The organism is Rhodococcus koreensis (assembly GCF_900105905.1).
GTDB classification, from domain to species: domain Bacteria; phylum Actinomycetota; class Actinomycetes; order Mycobacteriales; family Mycobacteriaceae; genus Rhodococcus_F; species Rhodococcus_F koreensis.
The window spans coordinates 4,147,083-4,172,292 of record NZ_FNSV01000005.1 but is presented as its reverse complement, the minus strand read 5'-3'; the positions used below and the strand labels follow the sequence as shown (position 1 = coordinate 4,172,292).

At 67.1% G+C, this 25,210-nt stretch carries 33 protein-coding genes and 1 riboswitch; of the genes, 23 read left to right on the top strand and 10 right to left on the bottom strand.

Annotated elements, in window-relative coordinates; translation table 11 throughout:
- The first annotated feature begins 44 nt into the window (after positions 1-44).
- The 16 genes from folE (at position 45) to BLV94_RS23480 (ending at position 14,492) form a co-directional block, all read left to right on the top strand.
- Positions 45-662, top strand: coding sequence for a GTP cyclohydrolase I FolE (folE, locus tag BLV94_RS23555; protein WP_043826734.1), 618 nt, complete (start codon positions 45-47; stop codon positions 660-662).
- Entirely contained in the window at positions 659-1,516 is an 858-nt protein-coding gene (folP, locus tag BLV94_RS23550; protein WP_083395653.1) for a dihydropteroate synthase, read from the top strand. The genes folE and folP overlap by 4 nt, the downstream gene beginning before the upstream one ends.
- Positions 1,509-1,871 carry a dihydroneopterin aldolase gene (gene folB / locus BLV94_RS23545; protein WP_072947354.1) on the top strand — a complete coding sequence of 121 codons (363 nt, stop codon included), beginning with the start codon at positions 1,509-1,511 and terminating at the stop codon, positions 1,869-1,871. Before folP ends, folB begins: the two co-directional genes overlap by 8 nt.
- The gene (gene folK, locus BLV94_RS23540; protein WP_072947355.1) at positions 1,868-2,380 is read left to right on the top strand and encodes a 2-amino-4-hydroxy-6-hydroxymethyldihydropteridine diphosphokinase; all 513 of its coding nucleotides are present in this window, start codon (positions 1,868-1,870) and stop codon (positions 2,378-2,380) included. The genes folB and folK overlap by 4 nt, the downstream gene beginning before the upstream one ends.
- A 20-nt stretch (positions 2,381-2,400) precedes the next feature.
- The gene (locus tag BLV94_RS23535; RefSeq protein WP_179377657.1) at positions 2,401-2,868 is read left to right on the top strand and encodes a DUF3180 domain-containing protein; all 468 of its coding nucleotides are present in this window, start codon (positions 2,401-2,403) and stop codon (positions 2,866-2,868) included.
- Between the two features lie 70 nt (positions 2,869-2,938).
- Positions 2,939-3,916 (top strand): DUF6779 domain-containing protein, encoded by a 978-nt coding sequence (locus tag BLV94_RS23530; RefSeq protein WP_072947357.1) that lies wholly within the window; start codon positions 2,939-2,941, stop codon positions 3,914-3,916.
- A 147-nt stretch (positions 3,917-4,063) separates the two neighbouring features.
- The gene (locus BLV94_RS23525; RefSeq protein WP_072947358.1) at positions 4,064-4,990 is read left to right on the top strand and encodes a Rossmann-like and DUF2520 domain-containing protein; all 927 of its coding nucleotides are present in this window, start codon (positions 4,064-4,066) and stop codon (positions 4,988-4,990) included.
- 5 nt (positions 4,991-4,995) lie between these two features.
- On the top strand, positions 4,996-5,931 hold the full coding sequence (panC, locus tag BLV94_RS23520) for a pantoate--beta-alanine ligase (protein ID WP_072947400.1): 936 nt from the start codon (positions 4,996-4,998) through the stop codon (positions 5,929-5,931).
- Between the two features lie 18 nt (positions 5,932-5,949).
- The gene (panD, locus tag BLV94_RS23515) at positions 5,950-6,396 is read left to right on the top strand and encodes an aspartate 1-decarboxylase (RefSeq protein WP_072947359.1); all 447 of its coding nucleotides are present in this window, start codon (positions 5,950-5,952) and stop codon (positions 6,394-6,396) included.
- A gap of 3 nt (positions 6,397-6,399) precedes the next feature.
- Positions 6,400-7,215, top strand: coding sequence for a type III pantothenate kinase (locus BLV94_RS23510; RefSeq protein ID WP_072947360.1), 816 nt, complete (start codon positions 6,400-6,402; stop codon positions 7,213-7,215).
- Between the two features lie 122 nt (positions 7,216-7,337).
- Positions 7,338-7,871: a cysteine dioxygenase gene (locus tag BLV94_RS23505; protein ID WP_072947361.1), complete on the top strand. Its 534-nt coding sequence runs from the start codon at positions 7,338-7,340 to the stop codon at positions 7,869-7,871.
- Positions 7,868-8,290: a rhodanese-like domain-containing protein gene (locus BLV94_RS23500; RefSeq protein ID WP_012691510.1), complete on the top strand. Its 423-nt coding sequence runs from the start codon at positions 7,868-7,870 to the stop codon at positions 8,288-8,290. Before BLV94_RS23505 ends, BLV94_RS23500 begins: the two co-directional genes overlap by 4 nt.
- Positions 8,291-8,433: 143 nt before the next feature.
- The gene (gene lysS, locus BLV94_RS23495; RefSeq protein ID WP_072947362.1) at positions 8,434-9,945 is read left to right on the top strand and encodes a lysine--tRNA ligase; all 1,512 of its coding nucleotides are present in this window, start codon (positions 8,434-8,436) and stop codon (positions 9,943-9,945) included.
- A gap of 138 nt (positions 9,946-10,083) precedes the next feature.
- Entirely contained in the window at positions 10,084-10,434 is a 351-nt protein-coding gene (locus tag BLV94_RS23490; protein WP_072947363.1) for a histone-like nucleoid-structuring protein Lsr2, read from the top strand.
- Positions 10,435-10,533: 99 nt separating this feature from the next.
- Positions 10,534-11,469, top strand: coding sequence for an esterase/lipase family protein (locus BLV94_RS23485; RefSeq protein ID WP_072947364.1), 936 nt, complete (start codon positions 10,534-10,536; stop codon positions 11,467-11,469).
- A gap of 485 nt (positions 11,470-11,954) precedes the next feature.
- Complete coding sequence (locus BLV94_RS23480; RefSeq protein WP_072947365.1) at positions 11,955-14,492, top strand: ATP-dependent Clp protease ATP-binding subunit; 2,538 nt, start codon at positions 11,955-11,957, stop codon at positions 14,490-14,492.
- A gap of 68 nt (positions 14,493-14,560) precedes the next feature.
- On the opposite strand, the gene BLV94_RS23475 is transcribed toward BLV94_RS23480, so the two are convergent.
- Complete coding sequence (locus BLV94_RS23475; protein WP_072947366.1) at positions 14,561-15,142, bottom strand: TIGR03086 family metal-binding protein; 582 nt, start codon at positions 15,140-15,142, stop codon at positions 14,561-14,563.
- A gap of 61 nt (positions 15,143-15,203) precedes the next feature.
- Between BLV94_RS23475 and BLV94_RS23470 the strand changes: the two genes are divergently transcribed.
- Positions 15,204-16,154, top strand: a complete 951-nt coding sequence (locus BLV94_RS23470) for a helix-turn-helix transcriptional regulator (protein ID WP_072947367.1) — start codon at positions 15,204-15,206, stop codon at positions 16,152-16,154.
- Positions 16,155-16,193: 39 nt separating this feature from the next.
- The gene (locus BLV94_RS23465; RefSeq protein WP_005244949.1) at positions 16,194-16,631 is read left to right on the top strand and encodes an OsmC family protein; all 438 of its coding nucleotides are present in this window, start codon (positions 16,194-16,196) and stop codon (positions 16,629-16,631) included.
- Between the two features lie 7 nt (positions 16,632-16,638).
- On the opposite strand, the gene BLV94_RS23460 is transcribed toward BLV94_RS23465, so the two are convergent.
- From BLV94_RS23460 to BLV94_RS23440, 5 genes are read right to left on the bottom strand one after another with little or no spacing between them, the layout of a single operon-like run.
- Positions 16,639-16,974, bottom strand: coding sequence for an SH3-like domain-containing protein (locus tag BLV94_RS23460; RefSeq protein ID WP_072947368.1), 336 nt, complete (start codon positions 16,972-16,974; stop codon positions 16,639-16,641).
- The gene (gene scnC / locus BLV94_RS23455) at positions 16,971-17,660 is read right to left on the bottom strand and encodes a thiocyanate hydrolase subunit gamma (RefSeq protein WP_072947369.1); all 690 of its coding nucleotides are present in this window, start codon (positions 17,658-17,660) and stop codon (positions 16,971-16,973) included. Before scnC ends, BLV94_RS23460 begins: the two co-directional genes overlap by 4 nt.
- Positions 17,657-17,956: an SH3-like domain-containing protein gene (locus tag BLV94_RS51595; protein ID WP_072947370.1), complete on the bottom strand. Its 300-nt coding sequence runs from the start codon at positions 17,954-17,956 to the stop codon at positions 17,657-17,659. The genes scnC and BLV94_RS51595 overlap by 4 nt, the downstream gene beginning before the upstream one ends.
- Positions 17,953-18,396 carry an SH3-like domain-containing protein gene (locus tag BLV94_RS51590; protein WP_072947371.1) on the bottom strand — a complete coding sequence of 148 codons (444 nt, stop codon included), beginning with the start codon at positions 18,394-18,396 and terminating at the stop codon, positions 17,953-17,955. The genes BLV94_RS51595 and BLV94_RS51590 overlap by 4 nt, the downstream gene beginning before the upstream one ends.
- A gap of 22 nt (positions 18,397-18,418) precedes the next feature.
- Positions 18,419-18,613: a CbtB domain-containing protein gene (locus tag BLV94_RS23440; protein WP_072947372.1), complete on the bottom strand. Its 195-nt coding sequence runs from the start codon at positions 18,611-18,613 to the stop codon at positions 18,419-18,421.
- 236 nt (positions 18,614-18,849) lie between these two features.
- Here BLV94_RS23440 and BLV94_RS23435 point away from each other — a divergent pair, with 236 nt between their 5' ends.
- Positions 18,850-19,515 (top strand): DsbA family oxidoreductase, encoded by a 666-nt coding sequence (locus tag BLV94_RS23435; protein ID WP_072947373.1) that lies wholly within the window; start codon positions 18,850-18,852, stop codon positions 19,513-19,515.
- On the opposite strand, the gene BLV94_RS23430 is transcribed toward BLV94_RS23435, so the two are convergent.
- Positions 19,512-19,967 carry a hypothetical protein gene (locus BLV94_RS23430; protein ID WP_072947374.1) on the bottom strand — a complete coding sequence of 152 codons (456 nt, stop codon included), beginning with the start codon at positions 19,965-19,967 and terminating at the stop codon, positions 19,512-19,514. The two genes, BLV94_RS23435 and BLV94_RS23430, sit on opposite strands and share 4 nt — an antisense overlap.
- A 143-nt stretch (positions 19,968-20,110) precedes the next feature.
- Here BLV94_RS23430 and BLV94_RS23425 point away from each other — a divergent pair, with 143 nt between their 5' ends.
- Positions 20,111-21,055 (top strand): DUF5996 family protein, encoded by a 945-nt coding sequence (locus BLV94_RS23425; protein ID WP_072947375.1) that lies wholly within the window; start codon positions 20,111-20,113, stop codon positions 21,053-21,055.
- Positions 21,056-21,095: 40 nt separating this feature from the next.
- On the opposite strand, the gene BLV94_RS23420 is transcribed toward BLV94_RS23425, so the two are convergent.
- The 3 genes from BLV94_RS23420 to BLV94_RS23410 form a co-directional block, all read right to left on the bottom strand.
- A complete protein-coding gene (locus BLV94_RS23420; protein WP_072947376.1) occupies positions 21,096-21,896 on the bottom strand; it encodes a CbtA family protein in 801 nt (266 codons plus the stop codon).
- Positions 21,887-22,081 (bottom strand): CbtB domain-containing protein, encoded by a 195-nt coding sequence (locus tag BLV94_RS23415; RefSeq protein WP_005244930.1) that lies wholly within the window; start codon positions 22,079-22,081, stop codon positions 21,887-21,889. The genes BLV94_RS23420 and BLV94_RS23415 overlap by 10 nt, the downstream gene beginning before the upstream one ends.
- A gap of 23 nt (positions 22,082-22,104) precedes the next feature.
- Positions 22,105-22,237: riboswitch (cobalamin riboswitch) on the bottom strand.
- Positions 22,238-22,287: 50 nt separating this feature from the next.
- Complete coding sequence (locus BLV94_RS23410; protein ID WP_012691525.1) at positions 22,288-22,602, bottom strand: antibiotic biosynthesis monooxygenase family protein; 315 nt, start codon at positions 22,600-22,602, stop codon at positions 22,288-22,290.
- 32 nt (positions 22,603-22,634) lie between these two features.
- Between BLV94_RS23410 and BLV94_RS23405 the strand changes: the two genes are divergently transcribed.
- From BLV94_RS23405 to BLV94_RS23395, 3 genes are all read left to right on the top strand, one after another.
- Entirely contained in the window at positions 22,635-23,390 is a 756-nt protein-coding gene (locus BLV94_RS23405; protein ID WP_072947377.1) for an alpha/beta fold hydrolase, read from the top strand.
- Between the two features lie 62 nt (positions 23,391-23,452).
- Positions 23,453-23,911: a helix-turn-helix domain-containing protein gene (locus tag BLV94_RS23400; protein ID WP_072947378.1), complete on the top strand. Its 459-nt coding sequence runs from the start codon at positions 23,453-23,455 to the stop codon at positions 23,909-23,911.
- A 19-nt stretch (positions 23,912-23,930) separates the two neighbouring features.
- Complete coding sequence (locus BLV94_RS23395) at positions 23,931-25,121, top strand: PIN domain-containing protein (RefSeq protein ID WP_095863006.1); 1,191 nt, start codon at positions 23,931-23,933, stop codon at positions 25,119-25,121.
- Positions 25,122-25,210 lie beyond the last annotated feature (89 nt).

Here is a 25,210-nt window from a genome sequence, read left to right as displayed (position 1 = left end):
CTGTTGCTTCGGGACGATCGGTCCCGGTACTGGAGGAGTTTCGGTTGTCGGTGAATCATCTCGGTAGTGAGCCCGTGGCACTCGAGACAGGCCGGGTGTTCGATCAGCCGCGTGCCGAGGCTGCGGTGCGGGAACTGCTGATCGCGATCGGTGAAGACCCTGATCGTCCCGGACTCCGCGATACGCCCGCCCGCGTGGCGCGGTCGTACCGCGAGGTCTTCGCGGGCCTGTACACCGATCCGGACACCGTGTTGAACACGACGTTCGACGAGGGGCACCAGGAGTTGGTGCTCGTCCGCGACATTCCGCTGTACTCCACGTGTGAGCACCACCTCGTGTCGTTTCACGGGGTCGCGCACGTCGGGTACATCCCGGGCCGGACGGGCAAGGTGACCGGGCTGTCGAAGCTGGCCCGCGTGGTCGACCTGTATGCCAAGCGCCCGCAGGTCCAGGAGCGTCTGACCAGCCAGATCGCCGACGCCGTCATGCGCAAGCTCGATCCGCGCGGTGCGATCGTGGTCATCGAGGCCGAGCACCTGTGCATGGCGATGCGGGGGATCCGCAAGCCTGGTGCGAGTACCACCACCTCCGCGGTGCGTGGTCTGCTCCAGTCCAGCGCGGCCTCACGTTCCGAGGCTCTGGACCTTATTCTGCGGAAGTGACCGTGATCGAGCTGCCCTCACCGGGCCGCACCGTGGTGATGGGGATTCTCAACGTCACCACCGATTCCTTCTCCGACGGCGGACGCTTCCTCGATCGTGACGCGGCGCTCGAACGCGGTCTCGCGTTGAAGCGTCTCGGCGTCGACATCGTCGACGTCGGCGGCGAGTCCACCCGGCCGGGCGCGGCGCGGGTCGATCCGGACGTCGAGGCCGGACGGGTCGCACCCGTCATCGCGGACCTGGTGGCCGAGGGCATCTGCGTCAGCGTCGACACGATGCGGGCGTCCGTCGCGGAGGCCGCGATCGGCGCGGGCGCGTCGATCATCAACGACGTCGCCGGTGGTCGTGCCGATGCGGCGATGGCGTCGGTGGTCGCGGATGCCGGAGTTCCGTGGATCCTGATGCATTGGCGTTCGGCCGGCGACTACGTGCACCGCGGTACCGCCGACCACTACGACGACGTGGTCCGTGAGGTCCGGGACGAACTGATGACGCAGGTCGACCTTGCCGTGAAGGCCGGGGTGGATCCGGGCTCGCTGGTGCTGGATCCGGGTCTCGGTTTCGCGAAGAACTCCGATCACAACTGGGCGCTGCTGAAGGCGCTGCCCGAGTTCAACGAGCTGGGATTCCCCGTTCTCGTCGGCGCATCCCGCAAGCGGTTCCTGGGTTCGCTGCTCGCGGATGCGGACGGCGAACCCCGTCCCCCTGCGGGCCGGGAGACCGCGACCGCCGTCGTGTCGGCGCTCGCCGCGACCCACGGAGCGTGGGGAGTGCGTGTGCACGACGCACAGGCCTCGCTCGACGCCATCGCGGTCGCCGAGGCCTGGACGAGGGGTGCAGCCGGACGTGAGTGATCGAATCGAGTTGCGCGGATTGAAGGTTCGCGGCAATCACGGTGTCTTCGACCACGAGAAGCGGGACGGTCAGGACTTCTACGTCGACATCACCGTCTGGATGGACCTCGCGCCCGCCGCGGCGTCGGACGACCTCGGAGACACCCTGGACTACGGCGGCCTCGCCGAGCGTGCGGCCGCGATCATCGCGGGCCCCTCCCGGGACCTGATCGAGACCGTGGCGGCCGAGATCGCGGACGGGGTGATGACCGACCCCCGCGTCCGGAGCACTGAGGTGGTGTTGCACAAGCCGTCCGCGCCGATCCCGCTGACCTTCGCGGACGTCGCGGTGGTGGCGCACAGGTCGAGACCATGAGTCGCGCGGTGCTGTCGATCGGGTCGAACGTCGGCGACAGCCTTGCCCACCTGCAGTCCGTCCTCGACGGTCTGGGTGACGCGGTCGTTGCGGTGTCCCCGGTGTATTCGACGGCGCCGTGGGGCGGCGTCGAGCAGCAGGACTTTCTCAACGCGGTCCTCGTCGCCGACGATCCCGCCCTCGACGGCTACGGCTGGCTGCGGCGTGGGCAGGAACTCGAGGCCGCCGCCGACCGGGTGCGGGTGAAGCGGTGGGGTCCGCGCACGCTCGACGTCGACGTCGTCACGTGCGACGACATCCGCAGCGACGACCCGGAACTGACGTTGCCGCACCCGCGAGCTCACGAACGTGCCTTCGTGCTGATTCCGTGGCTGGACGTCGAACCCGACGCCGCGTTGCCGGTCGACGGCACGACGACCCGCGTGGACGCGCTGCTGCCGCTGCTGGACGCCGAAGAGCGGGCCGGTGTGCACCGGACGGACCTCGCTCTGGACCGGCGGTCGCGATGAAGCCGGAGCCGACGGGCACGATGAAACCCACCCGCATCTGGGATCTGCTGTTCCTCGCCGCGCTCGCCGTCGCCGCCACCTGGATCCTGGTGCGCGTGTTCTACGGGTCGTTCCCGCCCATCCCCGTGTACGCGGGGGCGTCGTTGTATCCGGTCGCGCTGATCGAGGTCGTGCTCGCGTTCATGGTGCGATCCCGGGTCAGTAACCATCAGGTGGGTGACGGGCCGCGTCAGCTGCACCCGATCACCGCCGCCCGGGTTGCCGCTCTGGCCAAGGCATCCGCACTCGTCGGCGCCGCGACGGCCGGGGTGTGGGGAGGCTTCCTGCTGTACCTGCTTCCGCAGCAGTCGGTGTTGCGCGCCGCCGGCTCGGACAGTCCCGGCGCGTGGGTCGGTCTCGTCGCGGCACTGGCGCTCGTCGGTGCGGCGCTGTGGCTGGAACACTGCTGCCGCACCCCCGACGACCCCTCGGACGAGCCCGCGCATTAGGGCACAGGGGATCGCCGCAGGTCGGATGGAATGCGCGGTGCACCCTTCGCGGCCAAGTACCCTTGGCACCATGACGAATCCTGGTCGCCTCAAGTCTGCGCGCCGCAACAGGCGCAGCGCGAGCCAGATGATCGTTGCGGGTCTGCTCGCTCTCGCGGTGATCGCGTCCCTGTTCCTGATCTTCAGCGACAGCGTCCAACTCCTGCGCGTGGGACTGGTGGCCGCGCTCTGGGCCGCCACGGTCGGTGCCATCGCCATGACGAAGTACCGGCGCGAGTCGGCGCTCGACAAGGCGAAGGTCAGCGACCTGCAGACCGTCTACGAGTTGCAGCTCGAGCGGGAGATCTCGGCACGGCGCGAATACGAGCTCACCGTCGAGAAGCGGGTGCGCAGCGAAGTGCGTGCCGATGCAGAGGAACTCGCCGCGCTGCGCGCCGAACTCTCGTCGCTCCGCAAGAATCTCGAGGCACTGTTCGACGGCGCGATGCCGACCGAACGGATCGCGCTGCGGGCGGATTCGACGCGTGTGCAGGAACTCGCAGGCGGCTCGTACAGCAGCTATCAGCCGGCCGCCTCGGGCCTGTACATCCCGGGCGCGGGGCACGCCGCGGGAGCCGGGCATCAGAGCGGTTCCGCGCAGTCTTCGCATTTCGCGAATCCCGACGACGATCCGGTCACCGCCGAGACGTCCATCGTCGAGCCCGCCGGCGCCGGACAGACCGAACCCGAGATCGAGGTCGAACCGGAACCGGAGCCCACGCCGGAGCCTGTTGCCAAGATCGCGCCGGTCACCGCGCCCGCGCCCGTCGCGAAGGTCGCGCCCGCGCCTGTCGCCGAGCCGGAACCAGAGCCCACGGACCCCGAGCCGGAGCCCGAGGCGGCCGAGCCGGAGCCCGAGGGGCGGCGGGGCCGCAGGCGGGCGGCGGAGGACGACGACTCTTCGGGCGCGCACTCGAACGGGCTGTCCGTCGCCGAGATCATGGCCAACATGCAGTCCGCGTCGGGGGCGTCCCAGAGCGCCGGAGGCAGGCGTCGGCGGGCCGAATAGGCTCCGACTCGCCCGAGGATCAACCCGCACGGTGTGAGGCATATATCACTCTGCCTGCGCATGGCGGGCCGAGTTCGAGCCGGGCTATCCTCACCGTGGAACGTCTGGTACCCGCCGAGCGGGACTGGAACGAACGAGAGGACGAAGGTGACCTCTTTCGGGATCACTAATGGCCCTGCGCCTGCGAGATTGACGGTAGGAATCGTCTCCGCCGGCCGGGTCGGAACAGCAATCGGTGCCGCGTTGGAGCGGGCGGGTCACGTCGTCGTCGCCTGCTCGGCCGTCTCCGACGCGTCACGGCATCGGGCACGTACTCGGCTTCCCGAGACCGAGATTCTGCCGGTCTCGGAGGTCGCGGCCCGCTCCGAACTGCTCATTCTCGCTGTCCCCGACGCCGAACTGCCGTCGCTGATCGCGGGGCTGGCCTCGACCGGTGCCGTGCCGGGTCGCGCGATCGTGGCCCACACGTCCGGCGCGAACGGCATCGGGATCCTCGGCCCCCTCACCGAGCAGGGTGTCGTTCCGCTCGCGATTCACCCCGCGATGACGTTCACCGGCCACGACGAGGACACGGTCCGTCTCGCATCCGCCTGTTTCGGTATCACCGCCGCCGACGACATCGGCTACGCGATCGCGCAGTCGCTGGTTCTCGAGATCGGCGGCGAGCCGGTGCGGGTCCGCGAGGACATGCGGCCGCTGTACCACGCCGCTCTCGCTCACGGCAGCAACCACCTGGTCACGCTCGTCGTCGACGCCGTCGCCGCACTGCGAGTCGCGCTCGAAGGCCAGGAACTGCTCGGCCAGGAGTTGATCGGCGACGATCCGAACGGCCTGGCCGAACGAGTTCTGCAGCCGCTGCTGTCCGCGGCGCTCGACAACGCGCTGCGCCGCGGACCCGCGGCGCTCACCGGGCCCGTCGCCCGGGGCGACTCCGAGGCGGTGGCCACGCATCTGCGCGTCCTCGAGGAGGTCGATCCGCGGATTGCGGCCGGCTACCGGGCCCTCTCGCTGAGGTCGGCGCAGCGCGCCGGCGCCCCACCTGAACTGCTGGACATCCTGGAAGACCGGAGGTGAGCCCCGTGAGCGATCTGCAGGGCGGATACAAGCGCGGCGAACTGACCGTGCACCACGACCCGAGCGTGCTGACGCGGGTCTCGAAGGCGCTGCGCGGCGTCGGCCGCCAGGTCGCGCTCGTGCCCACGATGGGAGCCCTCCACACGGGTCACCTGGAACTGGTGCGGCAGGCCAAGCTCACCGGCGCGGTGGTGATCGTCTCGATCTTCGTCAACCCGTTGCAGTTCGGTGCCGGCGAAGACCTCGACGCCTACCCGCGCACCCTCGACGCCGATCTCGAACTGCTGCGTGAGGCCGGAGTCGAGCTGGCGTTCGTGCCGACCGCGGCCACCATGTACCCGGCCGGTCCGCGGACGACGATCCACCCCGGACCGCTGGGCGCAGAGCTGGAGGGCGCGTCCAGGCCCACGCACTTCGCGGGCATGCTCACCGTCGTCGCCAAGCTGCTGCAGATCGCCGCACCGCACGTCGCGTACTTCGGCGAGAAGGACTACCAGCAGCTGACACTGATCCGGCAGATGGTGACCGACCTGAACTTCGACGTCCGGATCTTCGGGGTGCCCACCGTGCGTGAACACGACGGACTCGCGCTGTCCTCGCGGAACCGCTACCTCGACGAGGATCAGCGGAACGCGGCGACGACGTTGTCCGCGGCCCTGATCGCCGGTGCCCACGCCGCGGCCGGGGGCGCCGAGGCGATCCTCGCCACCGCGCGCGAGGTGCTGGCGTCCACCCCCGAGGTGGAGGTCGACTACCTCGAGGTGCGGGGCGTCGACCTCGGTCCGGCCCCCGCGCGAGGCGATGGCCGGCTGCTCGTCGCCGCCAGGCTCGGAAACACCCGCTTGATCGACAACGTCGGTGTCGCCGTCGGCACCGGTTTCCTCGAACGTGACACCGAGGCCTCGGACGCGTCGGCGACAGACGAACTTCTTTCCCGCTAGAAGAGTAAGGACCGGAACATGTTTCGCACCATGATGAAGTCTAAGATCCATCGCGCCACCGTCACACACGCCGACCTGCACTACGTGGGCTCGGTGACGGTCGACCAGGATCTGATGGATGCCGCCGACCTCCTCGAGGGTGAGCAGGTGTGCATCGTCGACATCGACAACGGCGCGCGGCTCGAAACCTATGTCATCGCCGGCGAGCGGGGAAGCGGTGTCATCGGGATCAACGGTGCGGCAGCGCATCTGGTCAAGCCCGGCGATCTCGTCATCCTCATCGCCTACGGCGTCATGAACGAGCAGGAGGTGCGCGACTACGAGCCGCGCGTCGTGTTCGTCGACGCCGCGAACACGCCGGTCGAACTCGGTGCCGACCCGGCGCACGCGCCGGAGGGCTCCGGCCTGATCACCCCGCGCATGCTGTCGACGCTCGACGCCGAGCGCGAATCCAGTTTGGTGTAACCCGTGCTCCTCACCGTCGACGTCCGGAACACGAACATCGTTCTCGGACTGTTCACCGGTACCGGTGAACATTCGAAGTTGGTGCAGGACTGGCGGATGCGCACCGATGCGAGGATGACGGCCGACGAACTGGCGCTCATCTTCCGCGGGCTCCTCGGCGCGCACACCGATCAGATCACGGGGGTGTCCGCGCTGTCGACGGTGCCGTCGGTGCTGCGGGAGATCCGCGTGATGCTGACGCGGTACTGGGGGCACGTCCCGCACGTGCTGGTGGAACCCGGGGTGCGAACCGGTGTTCCGCTGCTCGTCGACAACCCCAAAGAGGTCGGCGCCGACCGGATCGTGAACAGTCTTGCGGCGCATCACCTCTACGACGCGCCGTGCATCGTGGTCGACTTCGGGACGTCCACGTGCGTCGACGTCGTGTCCGCGAAGGGTGAGTTCCTCGGCGGCGCCATCGCGCCCGGCCTCGAGATCTCCTCGGACGCACTCGCGTCGCAGTCGGCGGCGCTGCGCAAGGTCGAACTGGTGCGGCCGCGCTCCGTCGTCGGCAAGAACACCGTCGAATGCATGCAGTCGGGTGCGGTGTTCGGTTTCGCCGGCCTCGTCGACGGACTGGTCCGCCGGGTGCGCAGGGAACTGCCCGCCTTCTCCGGTTCCGACGTGGTGGTGATCGCGACCGGCGACCGTGCGCCGCTGATCATGCCCGAGACGGAGACCGTCGACGAGCACGAACCGGATCTCACGCTCGAAGGGCTGCGCCTGGTCTACGAGCGGAATCAGGCCCGCAAGGGAGCGCGTCGCAGTCCGCTCGACTGATGGGTTCCCTCTTCGCGGAAGTTATGTCAGAATGGTCCCCGTGAATCTCTGCACGAGTGCTCAGGAGTGTTGTCGAGGCTGAACGCTGCCTTGACCAATTCACACTTCTGGGAGTCTCTCTCGTGCTCGCAACGTATTCTTCTGCATCTGTACCCACCCGTCTTCGCCCGGCTGACCTGCTGCGCATCACCGATCAGGGTGCTTCCGAGGTCCTCGACGGCCGCCACGACGTCCTGCTCCCGCAGAGCTGGCCCACCGACGAGCGCTGGTCGACCCGGCTCTACTCGGACGACGACGTCGATGTCTGGCTGATCAGCTGGGTTCCCGACCGGAATACCGAATTGCACGACCACGCAGGATCTTTCGGTGCGCTCACCGTTCTCAGCGGCGCGCTGTCCGAGTTCCGTTGGGCGGGTGATCAACTGCGTCACCGCATCCTCGACGCCGGCGATCAGGCCTCGTTTCCGCTCGGCTGGGTCCACGACGTGGTGCGGGCGCCGGACGCACCCGGGGCACAGGCGGTGACGCCGACGCTGAGCGTGCACGCTTACTCGCCGCCATTGTCGGCCATGTCCTATTACGAGGTCACGGACCACGGCACGCTGCGCCGTACCCGGACCGAGCTCACCGATCTCCCCGAGGGCGGTTCGAAGTGAACATCGACCAGATGCTCGAAGAGGCCCGCACCAAGATCGACCGGATGTACGCGTTCGAGCTGCCCGAGGCCGTGGCGCGCGGCGCGATCGTGGTGGACATCCGCCCGCAGGCGCAGCGCGCGATCGAGGGGACACTGCCCGGCGCGCTCGCCATCGAACGCAACGTCCTCGAGTGGCGCTGCGATCCCACCAGCTCGGCGCACTTGGCGCTGGCCGTGGATCACGACGTCGAGTGGATCATCGTCTGCTCCGAGGGCTACACGTCGAGCCTCGCCGCGGCGGCCCTGCAGGAGCTGGGTCTCCACAAGGCGACCGACCTCGTCGGCGGGTACAAGGCGATCAAGGCGGCGGGGCTGCTGGGGTCGCTCATCGCGACGCAGCACTGCGTGCGGGAGTTGGCCACCGTCTCGGCGCACTGACGGCGAGCCGTCGGTCGGTGCTGACGGCGAGCCGTCGGTCGGTGCTGACGGCGAGCCGTCGGTCGGTGCTGACGGCGAGCCGTCGGGATGAACGCTGACCTCTGAATAGGGGCACGACCGGCTGTCGATTAGGCTGGTGACCCGTGAGTGAAGTAGCAGCCCAGCCAGTCGACGACACCCCCGAGCAGCTTCGGATCCGCCAGGAGAAGCGTGAGCGCATTCTCGCGGAGGGACGCCAGGCGTACCCGGTGTCGGTGGCGCGCACCCACTCGCTGGCGGAGATCCGCGCCAAGTATCCGGACCTCGAGCCCGACACGACCACGGGCGACCAGGTCGGTGTCGCCGGCCGGGTGATCTTCGTGCGCAACACGGGCAAGTTGTGCTTCGCGACGCTGCAGGAAGGCGACGGCACTCAGCTGCAGGCGATGATCAGTCTCGCCGCTGTCGGCGAGGACGCTCTCGTGTCGTGGAAGGCCGATGTCGACCTCGGTGACTTCGTGTTCGTGCACGGTGAGGTGATCAGCTCCCGTCGCGGTGAGCTGAGCGTGATGGCCGATTCGTGGCAGATTGCGTCCAAGTCGCTCCGGCCTCTGCCCGTTGCGCACAAGGAGATGAACGAGGAGTCCCGGGTCCGGCAGCGTTACGCCGATCTGATCGTGCGCCCCGAGGCGCGGGACAATGCGCGTAAGCGTGTGGCAGTGGTCCGTGAGCTCCGGAACGCGCTCGAGCGTCGCGGGTTCCTCGAGGTCGAGACGCCGATGCTGCAGACGGTGGCAGGTGGCGCGGCGGCCCGTCCCTTCATCACGCATTCCAATGCCCTCGACATCGACCTGTATCTCCGGATCGCCCCCGAACTGTTCCTGAAGCGGTGCGTCGTGGGCGGTATCGAGAAGGTTTTCGAGATCAACCGGAATTTCCGCAACGAGGGCGTCGACTCGACGCACTCGCCGGAATTCGCGATGCTCGAGACGTACGAGGCTTACGGCACATATGACGATTCGGCCGTCATGATCCGCGAACTCGTTCAGGAGGTGGCGCAGGCCGCTTTCGGTTCGCAGGTCGTCACTCTTGCCGATGGCACCGAATACGACCTGAGCGGTGAATGGAAGACCCTCGAGATGTATCCGTCGCTGTCGCAGGCGATCGGTGTCGAGGTCACTCCGGATACCACGGTCGAGGAATTGCTGGCTCTCGCCGAGAAGGTGGGCCTCGAAGTCCCGAAGGACAAGGGTTACGGGCACGGGAAGCTGGTCGAGGAACTGTGGGAGCACCAGTGCGGCGACCAGTTGTTCGAGCCGACTTTCGTCCGTGATTTCCCGGTCGAGACGTCACCGCTGACTCGTGACCACCGCAGCAAGGCCGGGGTGACCGAGAAGTGGGACCTCTACATCCGTGGGTTCGAGTTGGCCACGGGCTATTCGGAATTGGTCGATCCTGTGATCCAGCGTGAGCGGTTCGTCGATCAGGCGCGTCTCGCGTCGGCCGGCGACGACGAGGCGATGGCCCTCGACGAAGAATTCCTCGCCGCAATGGAGCAGGGAATGCCGCCGACCACCGGTACCGGAATGGGAATCGACCGTCTGCTCATGGCATTGACGGGATTGGGAATCCGCGAAACAATCCTCTTTCCCATTGTTCGGCCTTCTTCTCGCTGATTCGCTGGGGGTGAATTCGCGCGGATAAATTCGATCCATTCCTCGTATTCCGAATCGGAAGAACAGGGGTATGGTTACCTCGGGTCGTAGCTCACGTTGACGATGAGACGTCGCTTCATTCGAGAGGAATTTCATCCCATGGCTAAGAAGGTCACTGTCACCCTGATCGACGATGTCGATCAAGAGGCGTCTGCCGACGAGACGGTCGAGTTCGGACTCGATGGTGTTCAGTACGAGATCGACCTTTCCTCGGAGAATGCGGCGAAATTGCGCGAGCAGCTCGACGTGTGGGTTTCCCACGCGCGCAAGGTGAGCTCGCGCAAGCGCGGCAAAGCGGTGGCGGCCCCGGCCGTCACCAAGTCCCGAGTTTCGGTCGACCGGGAACAGAGCGCCGCTATCCGGGAATGGGCGCGCAAGAACAACAAAAAGGTTTCTGCGCGCGGCCGTATCTCCGCCGAAATTATCGAGGCCTACAACAAGGCGAACTGAAAGTTAGCTGGGAACAGAATTCGCTGATTCGCTCCGCAAGGCGACCTGGACTGTTACCGTCCCGCTCTGATCCGACATTCGGGGAGTCTGGGGGTAGCTGTGCGCCGCTGCGTGTCCGTTTCAGGGATTCTGTTCCTGGCTTTCGTTATGTGGGCCGGGGTGGCATCCGCAGCGCCTGCCTATCCGGTGCCGGATTCGTTCCTCGCCGGAGTGCCCCTCGAATTGGGAAATCCGGACGGTTCGGCCCCGGGCTCGAACGACTGGTCCTGCCGGCCGAGTGACGCGCATCCCGAACCGGTGGTCCTCGTCCACGGGACGGGAGGCGCGCGCCAGACCAACTGGGCGGTGTATGCACCCCTGCTCGCCAACGAGGGTTACTGCGTGTACTCCCTCACCTACGGCAACTTCCCCGACCTGCCCTGGCCGCTCGACGCGATCGGCGGAATGACGCCCATCGACACCGGCACCGCTCAGATCGCCGCGTTCGTCGATCAGGTGCTGGCGAGTACGGGCGCCGCGAAAGTCGACCTGGTGGGACATTCCCAGGGCACGGTGCAGGCGAACAATTACGTGAAGTTCTTCGGGGGTGCGGACAAGGTCGCGAAGATCGTGTCGCTCGCCCCGCCGTGGCAGGGCACGTACGGAAACGATCAGATCAGTGCAGGCCGGTTCCTGCGTTCGCTCGGCATCGACGACGCGGTGGCGGCAGGTTTCCCCGTCTGCCAGGCGTGTCCCGAGATGCTTCAGGGGTCGAAGTTCATCGACCGCATGCGCGCGGGCGGGGTCTACGTCCCCGGGATCGAGTACACGAACATCGTCACTCGCTACGACGAACTGGTCGTCCCGTACACGAGCGGCCTCGAGCCGGGGCCGCACACCATCAACATCGTCGTCCAGGACGGGTGCCAGCAGGACTATTCCGACCACGTCGCCGTCGCCGGCTCCGCCCGCGCCGCCGGTTTCGTCCTGAACGCGCTGGACCGCGACAATCCGCGCGTGGTGCCGTGCAGTTTCGTCGCCCCTGTCGCGGGGTAGCCCCCCGCGAGATCCATCTGCCGCCAGTTACCGGGGGAGGCCTGGGCAACCCGCTGGGTAACGCCGCCGACCCCGGCGGAAACGAATGGGTGGCGAACTCACAGCTCGTCGACATACCCTGTCCGGATACGCAGGTCTCGCCCCCTCGGGGAGCGGGCCGCCGGCCTCTATCGACCGGGTGCCCTTCACAGGCACCACCGGACCTGTTCGCTCCAGGCGTACAGCGAAGGGGAAACGATTGCCGGAGCTGGGGCGTTAAATACGAATAAGCAGGCGTGCTCGCCCACCTAAAGGGGTGGAGGGGCAGCAGGTCGATCGGCAGCCAACTAGAGTAATAGCTGGGGTCGTGGAACCTTCGTCGGTTGGGGGCTTCTGCCCTCGGAGCAGGCGCTGGCGATCTGCTTGTAGTGCCGGAGCGAAACGCGGCGAACAGGGACGAGACACCCGGTCTCGTGACTGCACGTCGGAAAGTGTGAGGGAGAGCGATGTTCGAGAGGTTCACCGATCGCGCACGGCGCGTTGTTGTCCTGGCTCAAGAAGAAGCCAGGATGCTCAACCACAACTACATCGGTACGGAGCACATCCTGCTCGGCCTCATTCACGAGGGCGAAGGTGTCGCTGCCAAGTCGCTGGAGTCGTTGGGCATCTCCCTCGAAGGAGTGCGCAGCCAGGTCGAGGAGATCATCGGCCAGGGCCAGCAGGCCCCGTCCGGCCACATCCCCTTCACCCCGCGTGCCAAAAAAGTCCTGGAGCTCAGCCTGCGCGAGGCACTGCAGCTCGGACACAACTACATCGGTACGGAGCACATCCTGCTCGGCCTCATCCGCGAGGGTGAAGGCGTCGCAGCGCAGGTTCTGGTGAAGCTCGGCGCCGATCTCAACCGGGTCCGTCAGCAGGTCATCCAGCTGCTTTCCGGTTACCAGGGCAAGGAGCCGGCCGAATCCGGCGGCACTCGTGGCGAGGCGGGCACCCCGTCCACGTCGCTGGTGCTCGACCAGTTCGGTCGCAACCTCACCCAGGCGGCCCTCGAAGGCAAGCTCGACCCCGTCATCGGCCGCTCGAAGGAAATCGAGCGCGTCATGCAGGTGCTGTCGCGCCGTACCAAGAACAACCCCGTGCTGATCGGTGAGCCCGGTGTCGGTAAGACCGCCGTCGTCGAAGGTCTCGCTCAGGCCATCGTCAACGGCGAGGTCCCCGAGACGCTCAAGGACAAGCAGCTGTACACGCTCGACCTCGGGTCGCTCGTGGCAGGCAGCCGCTACCGCGGTGACTTCGAAGAGCGCCTGAAGAAGGTCCTCAAGGAGATCAACACCCGCGGCGACATCATTCTGTTCATCGACGAGCTGCACACCCTGGTGGGTGCCGGCGCGGCCGAGGGCGCCATCGACGCGGCCTCGATCCTCAAGCCGAAGCTGGCCCGCGGTGAGCTGCAGACCATCGGTGCGACCACCCTCGACGAGTACCGCAAGTACATCGAGAAGGACGCCGCCCTCGAGCGCCGCTTCCAGCCGGTGCAGGTCGGCGAGCCGACGGTGGAGCACACCATCGAGATCCTCAAGGGTCTGCGCGACCGTTACGAGGCGCATCACCGCGTGTCCATCACGGACGGTGCACTCGTCGCCGCGGCCACCCTGGCCGATCGCTACATCAACGACCGCTTCCTGCCGGACAAGGCCATCGACCTCATCGACGAGGCCGGAGCACGGATGCGCATCCGCCGGATGACCGCACCGCCGGACCTCCGCGAGTTCGACGACAAGATCGCCGACGCCCGCCGCGAGAAGGAGTCCGCGATCGACGCGCAGGACTTCGAGAAGGCCGCGAACCTGCGCGACAAGGAGAAGACCCTCGTCGCTCAGCGTGCAGAGCGGGAGAAGCAGTGGCGTTCCGGTGACCTGGACGTCATCGCCGAGGTCGACGACGAGCAGATCGCCGAGGTCCTGGGTAACTGGACCGGCATCCCCGTGTTCAAGCTCACCGAGGAGGAGACCACCCGTCTGCTCCGCATGGAGGAGGAGCTGCACAAGCGGATCATCGGTCAGGAAGACGCGGTCAAGGCCGTCGCCAAGGCCATCCGTCGTACCCGTGCCGGCCTGAAGGACCCGAAGCGTCCGTCCGGTTCGTTCATCTTCGCCGGCCCGTCCGGTGTCGGTAAGACCGAGCTGGCCAAGTCGCTCGCCAACTTCCTGTTCGGTGAGGACGACGCTCTCATCCAGATCGACATGGGTGAGTTCCACGACCGCTTCACCGCGTCGCGGCTGTTCGGTGCCCCTCCCGGCTACGTCGGCTACGAAGAGGGCGGACAGCTCACCGAGAAGGTGCGCCGCAAGCCGTTCAGCGTGGTGCTGTTCGACGAGATCGAGAAGGCACACCAGGAGATCTACAACACCCTCCTGCAGGTGCTCGAAGACGGCCGTCTCACCGACGGTCAGGGCCGGACCGTGGACTTCAAGAACACGGTGCTCATCTTCACCTCGAACCTCGGCACGTCGGACATCTCCAAGGCAGTGGGTCTCGGCTTCACGTCCGGTAAGGGCGACGAGTCGAACTACGAGCGGATGAAGCTCAAGGTCCACGACGAGCTGAAGAAGCACTTCCGGCCCGAGTTCCTCAACCGCATCGACGACATCGTCGTGTTCCACCAGCTCACCACCGAGCAGATCGTTCAGATGGTGGACCTGATGGTTGCGCGCGTCGAGGTGGCCTTGAAGAACAAGGACATGACGATGGAGGTCACCGACAAGGCGAAGTCGCTGCTGGCCAAGCGTGGCTTCGATCCGGTCCTGGGTGCGCGGCCGCTGCGTCGCACCATCCAGCGCGAGATCGAGGACCAGCTGTCGGAGAAGATCCTCTTCGGCGAGGTCGGCCCCGGTCAGATCGTGTACGTCGACGTCGAGAACTGGGACGGCGAAGGCGCGGGCGAGGACGCGAAGTTCACGTTCCGCGGCGAGACGAAGCCGGTCACGGTGCCCGACGAGGTTCCGGTCGACCTGGCCAAGTCGGGCGCAGCCGACTCGGAGTAGTCGGGCAGTAGTCGAACGAGACGGGCCGCCGGTGGTTTCCACCGGCGGCCCGTTCGTGTGTGCGGGGTTCAGATGCTCTTGCGTCCCGACCAGTTGACGAGGCGCTCGGTGGGACCGGCGGTGGGGTGCGGCTCGACCACGTCCGCGAACGGCACGTGCCCGCCGCGTGGTTCCGCCGGGATCGCGCGCTGTGCGACGGCGAGCATGGCCTCCGCGAGTTCGGGGCGGGTTTCGGAGGGCTGGCCGGTGGCGACCGCCAGATCCCAGCCGTGCACGAGCGTCTCGTTGATGTAGCCCCAGATCGCGGCGCGGCCGGGGACGGTGCCCCACGGGGCGGTCACCGTTGCGTCGAGGCGGCTGTCGTCGGTCCAGACGGGCCACATGCGGTCGGCGGCCGACCGGTAGGCGTCCGCGTAGCCCTCGTCGGGGATGTCGGTGACGACGAGCGGAACGGTGGCCGGGTCGCCGCCCTCACCGATCACGCGGGCACGCTCCACGGTGGCGACGAGGTGGCCGAGCATGGTGCGGACGTCGAAGTCGGCGCACGGGGTGGATGCCGTCAACTGGTCCTCGCGGACGTTCTCGATGAGACCGGTGGTCCAGGTGAGGGCTTCGTGGTACAGGGGCCGGGGATCTGTCGTGTTTGTCATGAGGCAACTATCGCCGCAATACATGACATCCTCTGTCGTGTATTTCTGACAGACTTTCCGCATGCGCGCCGACCGTCTGCTCTCGCTCGTCCTCCTGCTCCGCAACCGTGGGCGAATGTCGGCTGCGGCGCTGGCCCGCGAACTCGAGGTGTCGCCGCGCACCGTGCTGCGAGACATCGATGCGCTGTCGACGGCGGGGATCCCGGTGTACGCCGAACGCGGCCGGGACGGCGGTTTCGAGTTGCTCCCGGGATTCACCACCGACCTCACGGGCCTGACCGTCGACGAGGCCAAGGCCCTGCTGGCGGCGGGCTCCGCGGTGACCTCGGAGTCGCTGGGCATGGCGCCGGCGTTCGCGTCGGCGATGCGCAAGGTGGTCGCGGCGATGCCGGACGCGCACCGGGCCGCGGCGACGAAGGTGGCGGAGCGGGTGTTCGTCACCCAGGGTTCGTGGCTGACCGATCCGGAACCGGTCGACGACCACCTCGGGCTGATCCAGCAAGCGGTGTTCGTGGGCAGGCGCCTGAGCATCCTCTACCCGTCGCGGGGCAACGAACCGGTGTGGCGGGTCATCGACCCGCAGGGTCTCATCCACGCGGGGGGACGGTGGTACCTGGTGGCGACGGACGCCGGCCGCGACCGGACGTACCGGCTCGAGCGGATCGCGGACGTCCGCGAACTCGACGAACCGGCACAGCGACCGGCCGACATCGACCTCGCCGCGATCTGGGAGCATCGCCGTTCGGCGTTCCGGGCACGCGGCACACCGATCGTCGTCGACGTTCTCGTCCGCCGGGAGTGCCGCGACGTTCTGGCGGAGCGTGCCTACGCCGTCCGATCCGAGCAGCCCGCCGACGGCGACCGGGTGCGCCTGGAAGTGGTGTTCGGCGACGACTCCCACGCGAGCGGCGTGCTGTGGTCGCTCGGCGAGGACGCAGAAGTGCTGGCGCCGGACGATCTGCGGGCCGCCCTGCGTTCCCGGGCGCTGCGGATGTGCGCCAGGTACGAGTAGGTTCGACACGTAAACCGAAGAACCACGAGAGGATGTGGCATGCCGACACGTACCGCACGGACCGCTTGGAACGGATCACTCGAACAGGGAAGCGGCCAGGTGGAACTCACCAGTTCCGGTGTCGCGACCTTCGACGTCTCGTTCCCGAAGCGCGCGGCGGAGGAGGCGGGTGGAACCACCAGCCCGGAGGAGCTGATCGCGGCGGCGCATTCGTCCTGCTACGCGATGCAGCTGTCCGCACTCATCGCGGAGGCAGGCGGAACCCCGCAGAGCCTCGAGGTGAAGGCCGATGTCTCACTCGGGCCGGACAACCCGGGTTTCAAGCTCACCGGCATCAAGTTGACGGTCCGCGGTGAGGTGGACGGGCTCGACGCAGACGGCTTCGCCAAGGCCGCTCAGGCCGCGAAGGAGTCGTGCCCGGTGAGCAAGGCACTCACCGGCGTCGAGATCACGTTGGACGCGGCACTCGAATCCTGAGTGCCGGCTACCGACGGTTGACCCGTGCGCGCACTTCCTCCATCTTCGCCTGGAGTTCGTCCGGGCTGATGACGCCCTTGTCCATCAGCGCGTGCGCGGTGGCGACGACGGACCGGGAGCGGACGGGGAAGTCGCGGTAGATGGTTTCGCCCAGCTGGTCCTCGGTGTGGCGCCTGTCGAGATTGTCCCAGGCGCCACGCCAGGACAGGCATTCCGCGGTGGCCTGCATGCTCGATTCCCACGGGTCGGGCTTGCGGTCGAGGTCCGGGAGCGTCACGTCGTCGCGAGTTGTCGCCGGTGTCAACGTGTTCAGGATGACGTCGTAGCCCCTGTCTGCCATCATCGCGCGGCTCCTCCGTTGTCCGAGGGTGGTGTGGTCGCCGTCCAGTCGACCTGCGGGACGGCGACGCCGATCATGGTGTCGCGGGTGACGATCGACGCCAGCTGTTCCTCACTCCACCCCTCGGTGCCTTCGGGGCGCATCGGCATCACCATAAATCGCGATTTCTGATTCGAATCATGCACGCGCACTTCGACGTCCGACGGGAAGTGCAGGCCGAACTCCGCGATCACCTCGCGGGGCCAGCGCACCAGCCGGCGGCGGTAGTTGGGTGTGCGGTACCAGTCCGGGGACATGCCGAGGACGGGCCGCGGATAGCACGAACACAACGTGCAGACGATGACGTTGTGCACTTTCGGGGTGTTCTCCAGTACGTAGAAGTACGTGTAGTCGCTCGGTGTGCCCGACCCGGTGGGGTCGCGCCAGTCGATCCCCACTTCCTTGCAGGTCTCGGTGCCGTCGGCCAGTAGGCGCTTCTTGAATTCCGGATCCACCCACGCCTTCGCGACCAACTTCGAACCACCCGACGGCCCTACCGATTCGGCCCATTCCGAGAAGCGCCGGTGATCCTCGCGGGAGAACAGTCCGTGTTCGATGGACAGTTCCCGGATGGCGGTTTCCAGGATCTCGAATTCGCTGACCTCCTCCGAGGCCTGGATCGGGGCGTGATCGTCGTGCGAATGCGTCATGTGTCGGCCTCTCCTGCCGGCTCGAGCCAGCGCTCGGAGCACTCGGTTTCCAAGGTGTCGATCTCGTATCCGGTGTAGCGGGGCCAGAGGTCGGTCTGCTGGAAGCGGACGACGTAGAACGGCTCGGTCCGGCCGTCGTCGACGCGTCCCCACGCCTCGTCCTCGGGGATCACCCACGCCGGGCGGTGTTCGACGACGACGCCGGTGTGCCCGCGGATGAATGCCTGCGTGCGGGTGTGGAACATCGACGTCGCATCCTTGACGGTGACGCGGTCGCCGATCTCGAACTTCGTCATGACCGGCCTCCCGCCGTAGGTCCGCCGGCGGTCCGGGCCCGCACTTCGTCGATCTTGGCGGAGAGTTCGTCCGGCGTGATCAGGCCCTTGTTGATGAGTGTCTTGGCAGCCACCGTGATCCACCGCGCGTAGTACGGCAATCCGAAGTAGAGCGTGGCACCCAGGTCGTTCTCGGCGCGACGGCGTTCCTCCGAGTTCCACACGCCCCGCCAGCCGAGGCATTCGCACGTGACGTACGTGCTCATCTCCCAGTCCTCTTCGACCTTCTCCTCGTACGCGACGGGAAGGGCGGGCTGGCCGCCGACGTCGTGCAGCACGTGCCGCAGCGCGTCGAACGCGGAATTGGGGAGGTAGTACGGCGAATCCATCTCTTCGTGATGGAGGGGGCCGTACCCCGCCACTCTGTTCGCCTGTGCTTCGAATTCTGCTGGAGAGTTCATCGCGCGCTCCGTAGGGGTGGAACTAGTGACAGGGGACTCCCAGGAGATGGCGTCCGTCGTGCATCAATTCGTGCAGGTACATGCCACTTCGGGAGATCGCACCCTGGTCGAAGCCGACCAGGTAGAGGGTGAGAAGTGAGAGCAGGACGACTCCGACGGCGATCAGCACGATTCCGACTGATTCGACGGACTTGCTCGGTGAAGAGACGTAAACCATGGCTACTCCTGGAGGAGTTCGGGTTCCGCAACCATCGGCCGTCGATTGTCCGGGCATCGCGACGAGCGCCCCTCGTTCAGCGGCACGATCGATACGACGTTACTCTCGCCGTGTCGACACCCTCACCGTACCGTTCGGTCGAATTCGGCGGGCGTAAATACACCACGGCGAGCCAAGACATCCTCTGAGCGGAACGAGCCGGAACAGAATCCGGCACCGATCTGTTCCACTGAACTGTGACGACACAGCAGAAGCACGACGGCGACATCGAGATCGAGATCTGGTCCGACGTGGCCTGCCCCTGGTGCTACATCGGCAAGCGCCGTTTCCTGTCGGCCCTCGACGAGTTCGAGGGGCGCGACCGGGTCAACGTGACGTGGCGGTCGTACCAGCTGTCCCCGGACACGCCGGTCGGGGAGCGGCGCACCGAACTCGACGCCCTGGTGGAGAGCAAGGGGCTGTCGGCGGAGCAGGTCCGTCAGATGTTCGGGCACGTCGCGCAGACGGCGGCCGACGAGGGTCTGCGACTGGACTTCGACACGGTCGTCGCCGCCAACACCTTCGACGCGCACCGGCTGATCCACCTCGCGGGCGACAGGCGAGATGCCGTGGTGGAGGGACTGTTCCGCGCCCACTTCGGTGAGGGCGCCGTGATCGACGACCGCGAGGTGCTCGTCGACATCGCGGCGCGGGCCGGGCTCGACGCCGACACGGTGCGCGCCGAACTCGATTCCGATGCCGGTGCGGACGCGGTCCGGGCCGATCTCGACACCGCTCGTGCGTTGCAGGTGTCGGCGGTGCCGTTCTTCGTCGCCAACCGCCGGGTCGCGGTATCCGGTGCGCAGCCGAAGGACGTGTTCCTGCAGCTCCTGACGCAGGCGAGCGCGGCGCCGGTCACCTAGCAGCGGGCGAAGTACCGGTTGGCGTCAGCCCGGAACATGAGTGCCAGTGCGGCGATCACCGCCGCGAGGTGCGTGAGCCGGGCGAGCGCGATCACCGCGACGTCGAGCGTCAGACCGGAGACGGCGGACATCGGGTCATCGCACGCCGTCATCCAGGCGATCGGCTCCGCCACGAGCGACGTGACGCCGAAGATGCCGAGGCTGATCGCGAGGACGCCCCGCGCCCACGCCCTGCCGCTGCGGAACCGGGTCATGACGAACAGCACCGCGGCGTAGACGAGAACACGGACCGCGAGTTGTCCGGCGAGCCCGGCGACGTCGGCGTCCGGATTCTCCAGTGCGGTGGACGCGTGTGCAATCGCCTCCACCACGCCGGCGAACAGGGCGAGCCCGAGCAGCCGGAACGCGTGTTCGACCGTCTGCGGGGCCGGTGGTGCGGTGCGAGTGGTCATGTCCCCAATGCTGGTATCGGTGACATCGCGGGCACATCACCCCGGGGAGTGGCGGCCACCCCTACTCGGGTATCGGTGCGGCACCTTGCCATCACTCCGGACGGGGAGCACATTGAAAAGCACGTCGTCGGCAGGGAGGCACTGTGCGCGAGCAGACACGATCCGGAGATGCATGGCCGGCGTTGAAGGTGGACGAGTGGACGTCGACGAGGGACACCCTGCACATGTGGACGCAGATCGTCGGGAAGATCCGCCTGGCCCACGCACCGCTGATCAACCACTGGTGGCAGGTGCCGCTGTACGTGAGCCCCCGCGGTCTCACCACGTCGACCGTCCCGTACGGCACCGAGTGTTTCGACATCGAATTCGACTTCGTCGACCATCGGCTGGTGATCCGCACGAGCGCGGGCGGAACCGGAACGGTTGCGCTCGAACCGAAGTCGGTGGCCGATTTCTATGCGGAGACGATGGACACGCTGGCCGAACTGGGCGTGACGACGACCATCCTGGCCAGGCCCAACGAGGTGGAGACGGCTGTTCCGTTCGCCGAGGACACGCAGCACTGCTCGTACGACGGTGAGTCGGTGCACCGGTTCTGGCGGCAGCTCGTGCAGGCGGATCGTGTGCTGCACGAGTTCCGTGCCCACTTCATCGGGAAGGTCAGTCCCGTGCACTTCTTCTGGGGTGCGCTCGACCTGGCCTGTACCCGGTTCTCCGGTCGAAGCGCGCCCACTCATCCTGGGGGAGCGCCGAACTGCGGCGACTGGGTGATGGTCGAGGGCTACTCACACGAGCTGAGCAGCTGTGGATTCTGGCCCGGCGGTGGCGTCGAGGGCGCGTTCTACGCGTACGCCTATCCGGAACCGGACGGCTTCGCCGACTACCCGGTCGGGCCGGACGGCGCGTTCTACAGCGCGGAGTTCCGGCAGTTCCTGCTGCCGTACGAGACCGTCCGCACCGCGGACGACCCCGATGCGGCTCTGCTGAAGTTCCTGCACAGCACGTACGATGCGGCCGCCGATCGGGGTGGCTGGGACCGGGCCGCCCTGGAGACGGACCCGGCCCGTTGGGACACCCATCCCATGTGAGTGGCACGGTGTGCTCCAGCACACCGTGCCACTCACATGGTCAGGCAGAGGCGTTCGCCGACGCGGGCGCCGTGGCCCGGGTGGCACGCTCCGTGAGGAACGCGAACACGAGTCCGAGAACCAGCCACAGCGTGGCCTGCGTCGCGAGGGACGACAGCCGGAACTGCCACAGCAGCACGGCGGGGAAGTCGTCACCCACTTCGTTGATCGTGGGCAGCACGAGGTATCCGATGGTCGCCACCACGAGGAACGCGACAACCGGCGCCGCGATCCGCACCGACAGGAACTCCTGCGCGGCGACGGCCTTCGCCGCGAAGACGGACGCCACCACGGCGAGCAGGCCCAGCGCGACTGCGGCAAGCCACAGCCAGGTGCGCTGGTTGATCGTCTCGGGGTCTCCGACGGCGGGCGGGTTGGCGGGGTACTTGAAGAACGGCACCGCCTCGATTGCCAGCCAGCCGAAGGCTGCCAGGCTCAGGCCGAGCGATGGTCCCGACAGCGTCGTCACCCGACGTGCGTAATTCGCGACGACGGCGAAGATCGCTCCGAGAGCCAGTCCGGCGAGGGACGTGGCGAGGAACAGTCCGAAGCGCTGCCCGTCGCGGCTGACCAGTGCGTCTTCCTCGTCGTGCGAGTGCCCGGCAGGCTCGTCCGCCTGGGTGGCGGCGTCGTGTGAGTGGCCTTCGGGTTCGGCGGCGCTGTGCGATTCCTCGATCGCGATGGCCGCGTCGATGTGCGACTCACCGAGAACGAACGCGACGCCACCGGCCAGGATGCCTGCGATCAGGCCGGCCAGCAGACCGCGGATGAGGAGTTTCGTGAAGGAATCGGTCAGTGGCATGGCAGACCCAGGAGGTGGCGGCCGTCGTGCATCAATTCATGCATGTACATGCCACTGCGCGAGATCGCGCCCTGGTCGAATCCCACGAGGTAGAGAGCGAGCATCGCGAACAGAACGATCGCGAAAGAGATGACGGCGAGACGGGTCGTGTCGACCGACGAGCCGGGTGCGTAGGCGAGTGCCATAGTTCCTCCTGGGATTTCGCGTCCCCTAGGTCCAGGCGATGGCCGCAGTATCTGGCTGTCGAGGTGGTTCCCGTGAAGGACTACTCCGATTTACAGTGGCGCGACCGCTCCGGGATTGCACCGGATTCCTGCCGAACCATCGCATTGTCCTGCGAACTTTTGCACCCGGCGGGCCGTCGTGTCAATCCTCGGCCCGCCCCCGCCGCTCAGCTCTTGTTCGCCGCCGCGACGTCGAGTACGACCTCGAACTCCAGCAGCGACGCCCCGGACGCCACCGGCTTCTTCCGCTCACCCGCATGTGCTTCCCGGGCCGGACCGTCGCGCCACGCCGCGAATGCCTCTTCGCTCTCCCACTGCGTGACGACGAAGTAGCGGTTCTCGCCCTGCACCGGACGCAGGAGCTGGAAGCCGAGGAAGCCGGGAGAGTTCTCCACGGCGTGCGCGCGCGCCGCGAAGCGCTTCTCGAGTTCGGGCCCCGCACCCTCGGGGATTTCGATTGCGTTGATCTTCACCACTGCCATGCGGGCGAGATTACTCCGCTAGCGTCGGAGTGGTGGCGGGTGAGAGTGCGTTGCACGACGAGGGTGGGACGGGACAGCCGATTCTGTTGCTGCACGGACTGATGGGCAGTGCCCGGACGTGGGGACGGCACGTGCCGTGGCTGCGCGAGCACGGCCACGTCTTCACGTTCGACGCCGCAGGCCACGGCAGGCCCGCGCCGTCGCGGTTGACGACGGAAGCATTCGTTGCAGATCTGTCCGCGGCTCTCGCGGCCTTCACCGAGCCGTGGGTGGTGATCGGCCATTCGATGGGCGCCCTGCACGCCTGGTGCCTGGCGGCCGAGCACCCGGACAAGGTGTCGGCGCTCGTCCTCGAAGACATGGCCCCCGACTTCCGTGGCCGCACCGCCGACGACTGGGCGGCGATGATCTCGAACTGGCCGCAGCCGTTCGCGACCCGGGAGGATCTGTTCGAGTTCTTCGGTCCGGTTGCCGGACAGTACTTCCTGGAGTCGTTCGAGAAGCGCGCCGACGGCTGGTACCTGCACGGCGACGTCGACACGTTCCGCGACATCTCGGCGGAGTGGGGCGACCGGCACTTCTGGGACCAGTGGGCGTCGATCACCGTTCCGGCCCTGCTGATCGAGGGGGAGTTCACCATCACCCCGGACGGTCAGATGCGGACCATGGCGGAGCGGCATCCCGGCGCCGAGTACGTCCGCATCGCGCAGGCCGGGCACCTCGTCCACGACGACCAGCCGGAGCAGTACCGGAAAGTGGTCGAGGAATTCCTCGACGAACTCGGCTGAGAGCCACCTCGTCCGCTGCTCAGGACATTGTGTGTTCGTTTTTTTCGTTTTATGGTTGAGGTATGGCCGCTCTGATGAACCACACGGTGTTGCCGCCGGGCGCCGACGATCGGGACCTTCTCACCGCGTTGAAGTTTGTTCTCGCTGGTCAGGGCGATGTGACGATCTCGACCCCGGAGGGTTCGGCGCCGTTGCCGGACAGTGTCCGCGGGTTGCTCGTCGACGCGGTCACGGCTCTGGATCGGGGGCAGGCGGTGACGGTGGAGCCGCACCGGACGGTGCTGACGACGCAGGAGGCAGCCGAACTGCTGGGCATTACCCGGCCGACGTTGGTGCGGTTGCTGGAGGCCGGGAAGATTCCGTACTCGTCGCCGGGCCGGCATCGGCGGGTGGAGTTGGCGGATGTGCTGGCCTTCCGACAACACGAGCGTGCGCGACGCGGTCAGGTGTTCGAGGAGATGGCGCACGAGGAAACCCCGGACCCCGGCGACGCCGCTGACGGCTTCGTCTCGACCCGCTGATCGAGGGGCAGGGCAACCGGTGGCTGCCTTTCGGGTGGTTCTCGACGCGTGCGTCCTGCTTCCGCAGGCTCTGAACAACCTGCTGCTCACCCTGGCCGATGCCGAGTTGTTCCGGCCGGTGTGGACGCCGGATCTGCTCGACGAGGTGGAGCACAACCTGGCCGGGGAGAGGTTCGGTAAGTCGCCGGAGCAGGCGGCGCGGCGGATCCAGCAGATGCGCAGAACGTTCCCGTTCGCGGAGGAGGAGTCACGCGGGTACCGCGAGTTGATTCCCGCGATGACCAACGATCCGAAGGACCGGCACGTCCTGGCCGCGGCGGTACGGTCCGGTGCGGCATTGATCGTGACCGCGAATCCGAAGGACTTCCCACCTGCGGCCCTCGACCCGTTCGACGTCGAGGCGATCCACCCCGACGAATTCCTCTGCGATCAGCTCGATCTGGACTCCGAAGCGGTGTTCGAGCGGATCCACGTGCTGGTCGCCCGGAATACGCTCCCGCCGCGCACGGTGGGGGAGCTGCTCGAGTTACTCGACCGGCTGACCCCACGGTTCGTCGACGCGGTCCGGGCATTGCTGGTCGACCGGGACGACGCCTCGGACCGCGGTGCGGTGCCGGCGGTGTCCGCCCTTCCGGAGCTGACCGACGAGCAGATCGACTCGTTGCCGCCCGAGGTGCGGCAGACGTACCGGCAGATTCGTGCGGTGGATCCGGCCGAACTGGTGCGGTTTCTCGGGCACACAGATCTGGTGAATGCGGCGTGGGCATTCCTGATGCCGGTGTGTGTGGACGGGGATCTGCTGTCGGTATGGCCGAACGTGGACCCCGACTTCCGGGCGGTACTCGCGCAGAAGTGGGTGCGTGACAACCACTATCAGATGACTGTTGACGGTTGGGACAGTGAAGCGGTTGAGGCGGCCCTTGCCGGGCCTGTGCCGGATCATCCGCTGTGGGTGCATTTCGAACGCGTGCATCTGCGGTCGTTCCGGGCGATGCTGCCGGATCCGGCGACGTGGGGAATCGGTTCAGCCACCAGGATGGTCGCCCCGGGGGTCGAGGCGCTCTACGTACTCGACGCCTCGGCGCTGGAGGGCGGCCTGTGGCAGCCGAACGATCCCCGGTACGTGTGCCCGGTCCTCATGCATCTCGTCGACGGGCGTTGGCTGGTGCGAAATCTGGGGTCGGAGTCGGACCCTGCGACTACCACCTGAACCTACGTCGGTGCGGGGCGGGGGTGAATGGTTGCCAGCCCCTGGGTATCTATCGCGCGACGCGGTGAAACCTCACGCTGGTTGAACGC